This is a genomic window from Mesorhizobium sp. M1396, assembly GCF_040317725.1.
GTDB lineage: Bacteria > Pseudomonadota > Alphaproteobacteria > Rhizobiales > Rhizobiaceae > Mesorhizobium.
The window spans coordinates 1-4,021 of sequence record NZ_JAMYLA010000123.1 but is presented as its reverse complement, the minus strand read 5'-3'; the positions used below and the strand labels follow the sequence as shown (position 1 = coordinate 4,021).

4 protein-coding genes are annotated in these 4,021 nt (G+C 64.0%); 2 read left to right on the top strand and 2 right to left on the bottom strand.

Translation table 11 applies throughout. The features are described from left to right. Positions 1–523 (bottom strand): SDR family NAD(P)-dependent oxidoreductase (locus NKH02_RS34110; protein ID WP_352884225.1); only part of this gene is annotated, 523 nt, incomplete at its 3' end. A 103-nt stretch (positions 524–626) separates the two neighbouring features. Here NKH02_RS34110 and NKH02_RS34105 point away from each other — a divergent pair. Further along, entirely contained in the window at positions 627–1,202 is a 576-nt protein-coding gene (locus NKH02_RS34105; protein WP_352884224.1) for a TetR/AcrR family transcriptional regulator, read from the top strand. A 283-nt stretch (positions 1,203–1,485) separates the two neighbouring features. Here the strand turns inward: NKH02_RS34105 and NKH02_RS34100 are convergent, their stop codons facing one another. Next, complete coding sequence (locus NKH02_RS34100; RefSeq protein WP_352870492.1) at positions 1,486–1,761, bottom strand: hypothetical protein; 276 nt, start codon at positions 1,759–1,761, stop codon at positions 1,486–1,488. 144 nt (positions 1,762–1,905) lie between these two features. Here NKH02_RS34100 and NKH02_RS34095 point away from each other — a divergent pair, with 144 nt between their 5' ends. Then, positions 1,906–3,927: an amidase gene (locus NKH02_RS34095; RefSeq protein ID WP_352884223.1), complete on the top strand. Its 2,022-nt coding sequence runs from the start codon at positions 1,906–1,908 to the stop codon at positions 3,925–3,927. Positions 3,928–4,021 lie beyond the last annotated feature (94 nt).

The window sequence follows — 4,021 nt, the reverse complement described above, 5'->3', positions numbered from 1 at the left end:
GCTCGATGACCGAGACGCGGATATTGAAGGCACGAACCTCGTGATCGAGCGATTCCGAATAGCCCTCGAGCGCGTGCTTGACCGCCGAATAATGCGCTGAATACGGCGCCGGCACGAGTCCCAATACCGAGCCGATATTGACGATGCGTCCTTCGCCGCGCCGCCGCATCGACGGCAACACCGCATTGGTCATGCGGATGACACCGAACAGATTGACGTCGAACAGGGCCTGCACCTGTGCCACCGAGGATTCCTCGGCGCCTCCAAGCAGACCGACGCCGGCATTGTTGACCAGCAGGTCGATCCGGCCGGTCTGCGCGAGCACCGTTGAGACAAGTGCGGCGACGGCCTCACCGTCGGTCACGTCGCAAATCAGCATGGTCACCCCGTCCGGGCCGTTGGCCTTGCGGCGGCTCGTTCCGAAGACAGTGAACCCTGCCCGCACTAGCGCCTCGGCACTGGCGCGGCCAATGCCTGAGGAGGCTCCGGTAACGATCGCGGTTTTTCCCGAATTCATATTCATTTCGTGCTCCAAACTCATGGGGGCTAGCTTTTTTGTGCCCGTTGAATTACAGTCATACTATCAGATTATGGCTATAATGCAATAGCAAGGAGGAATAGCAGCCATGCGCTACGAAAAGGGCCGGAAAGACGCGTCACGCAGCCGGATCATGGAGGTAGCCGCCGACCGCTTTCGCGGCGACGGCATAGCCGCGTCCGGACTGGCAACCATCATGAGCGACGCCGGGCTGACGAACGGCGCCTTCTACCCCCACTTCCAATCCAAGGCGGAGCTTGTGCGCGAAAGCGTGGCGGCAGCCATGGAGCTTCAGGCGCAGCAGCTGGCGGAAGCATTGGCCTCGGGTGGCCCGTCGATGGCCATAGAGGCATATCTGTCGGCCGAGCATCGGGACAATCCGGGAAAAGGCTGTGCGTCAGCCGCGCTGCTGCCGGAACTCGCGCGTCAGCCACCTGAAACGCGCGACGCCTATACCGACCACTTGCTGGCTTTGGTGCGCCAATTGGCCGAGGCATTTCCGCGGGCCAAGGACCCGGAAGGCGTGGCGCTTGCTGTTTTTGCGACGCTCATCGGTGCGCTTCAAATGGCCCGCGCCGTGAAAGAGACCGAATTATCCGATCGCATCCTCGCGGCAGGCAAAGACGCGGCACGGACGCTGATCCAGCCACACGTGGGCACGTAAAGGACATCCTCAAGCGGATTGGATGCAACGCGAAAGCTGGCCAAAATCTCTGAGCATCAATTTAAATCTTGGTGCGTCTCAATTTCTTATAAGACATGCCTAAGACATGCGGAATCGCTGGCGTAAAGGGGCATGCCGTGGCGAAAGCCACTGACCGACTCAGCCGCCACCTGGCGCTGATGGCCGAGATCATCGAGCGGATGAAGGGAAAGCGGCCAGCGTTGAAGCGTAGCCTACTGCCTACTGCCTACTGCCTACTGCCTACTGCCTACTGCCTACTGCCCTACTTCCCGCAATGATGATCGTTGATTTTGTTCAACGCATTCGCGTCCGGTCCGACGCGATGGTAGGAGCACGCGCCGGCCGCCGTCGTTACCAGTTGCTGGTCGTAGTAACGCGGACCGCCGAACAGGATGTCGATGAGATCGCCTTCGGCGGGAACGTAGCGTTCGGATTGGACCCGGCGGTCGTGATGCCGGTCGCCAGCGAAGGCCGGGACGCAGAGGCTTGAGCCCATTGCCACAGCGAGAGCTAGGATCGCAACGCATTTCGAGGTCATCGGCAACACCCTCCTGGCCGTCCGGAATCGCACCATACATCCAAAATCGCCAGCCGGACAAAAGTTCCAACGAGGACCGCGATAGGCTCTTGCCGAAGCTGGCCACCTCACTCATCCATGGTGCGTGGAAATGTGGGACCCGTGATGACCGATGCCGGCCTTCATCTCGTCGAAGCGACGATCGACCAATTGCGCCGCGCGCTCGATGACGGCACCGTCACCAGCGTCGAGCTGGTCGGGGCGTATCTCAGGCGCATTGCGCATTTCGACCGGCACGGCATAGCCCTCAACGCCGTCCCGGTGCTCAATCCTGACATGTTCATTGAAGCGACCGCCTCCGACTGGCGGCGCCGCGACGGCGTTGTGCTCGGGCCGCTCGACGGCATCCCCTACACCGCCAAGGACAGCTACAAGGTGTCGGGCCTGACGGTCGCCGCCGGCTCGCCGGCCTTCGAACATCTCATTGCCAATGAGGACGCCTTCACCATTGCCAAGCTGCGCGCCGGCGGCGCCGTGCTGATCGGCCTGACCAATATGCCGCCAATGGCCAATGGCGGCATGCAGCGCGGCGTCTATGGCCGCGCCGAGAGCCCCTACAATTCCGATTACCTGACCGCCGCCTTCGCGTCGGGCTCGTCCAACGGATCAGGCACGGCGACAGCGGCCAGCTTCTGCTCCTTCGGGTTGGGCGAGGAAACCTGGTCGTCCGGCCGGGCGCCCGCCACCAACAACGCGCTGGTCGCCTACACGCCGTCGCGCGGCGTCATTTCGGTGCGCGGCAACTGGCCGCTTGTGCCGACCATGGATGTCGTGGTGCCGCATACGCGCAGCGTCCCCGACATGCTCGAACTGCTCGACGTGATCGTCGCCGACGACCCTGAGACGCGAGGCGATTTCTGGCGTGCGCAGCCTTGGGTCACCCTGCCGAAAAGCTCCGAGGTGCGGCCGCCACGCTATAGCGATCTTCCGCTAGCCGGATCTCTGAAAGGCATGCGGCTTGGAGTGCCCAAAATGTATATCGGCCGCGACAGCGAAGCGGACAAGCCGATCGAAACCCGCGAGTCCGTGCTGGCCCTGTGGAAGCAGGCCGCCGTCGATCTCAGTCGGCTTGGCGCCGAGGTGATCGAGGTCGATTTCCCTGTCGTCTCCAACTACGAGCGCGACCGCCCCGGCGCGCGCGGCATGGTCGAGCGCGGATTGGTGCCGCCGGATTTCGCCGAGCGCGAACTCTGGGATCTCTGCATCTGGGGCTGGGACGACTTTTTACGCGCCAATGCCGACCCGGCGCTGCCCGATCTCGCCTCGGTCGATGGCCCGAAAATCTTCCCGCGGCCGCCAGGCACGCTGCCCGACCGCTATGAAGGAGGCTTCGATCTGGCCGAGTATGTCGAGCGCGCGAAATCCGGCGTCACGCCTTTTGCAGACATTCCGACACTCGAGGATGGCCTGAAGGGGCTGGAGGCGACGAGACGGATCGATTTCGAGGACTGGCTGGATGCGCTGGACATCGCGGCGGTGGTGCTGCCCGCCGCCGCCGATGTCGGGCCGTCCGACGCCGACGTCAACGAGGCATCCGCCACCCTTGCCTGGCGCAACGGCACCTGGGTCGCCAACGGCAATCTGGTCTGGCGCCATTTCGGCATCCCGACCGTCACCGTGCCGATGGGAACCATGGCCGATATCGGAATGCCGGTCGGCCTCACTTTTGCTGGCAAGGCCTATGACGATGAAAGACTGCTGCGCATGGCCGGCGATTTCGAACGCTCCACGCAACGCCGCAGCCGCCCGCCGCGCACGCCCGAGCTGCCCGACGATGTGTTTGTGGACCGCCCCGGCCAAGCCGCCGACACCAAGGCGTCTCCGCTCACCATCACGCTCGCAGCGGAGACGCGGCCTTCCGGCGATCAGGACGAGATCGTCATCACCCTTGACTTGCCGGGTGAAGCCGCCGAGGCGGCCAGCGTCAAAGTGCACATCAACGGCGAGGCGGCCGCCCTGCAGCGGAGCGGGGCACGCTTTAGCGGGCGTGCGTTTGTCCCGGCCGCCGAGCATCGGCGGTTCCACAGCGCCTGGCGCGGCCCGTATGGCTCGATCGTGACGGCGGTGGTGCGCTTGGGGGACGGGCGCACGGCTGGCGCTTATGCGGTCACGGGTGGCATCGGGTGAGCGGAGCGAAAGAACCCAGCACCCGCCGTCGAGTTCCTTCGCGCCCCCCTCTGTCCTGCCGGACATCTCCCCCACGGGTGGAGAGATGTCCGGC

Bases quoted from the DNA above. Each gene is read 5' to 3' on its own strand.
- NKH02_RS34105 (WP_352884224.1), top strand. From the start codon at position 627: ATGCGCTACGAAAAGGGCCGGAAAGACGCGTCACGCAGCCGGATCATG.
- NKH02_RS34095 (WP_352884223.1), top strand. From the start codon at position 1,906: ATGACCGATGCCGGCCTTCATCTCGTCGAAGCGACGATCGACCAATTG.
- NKH02_RS34100 (WP_352870492.1), bottom strand. From the start codon at position 1,761: ATGACCTCGAAATGCGTTGCGATCCTAGCTCTCGCTGTGGCAATGGGC.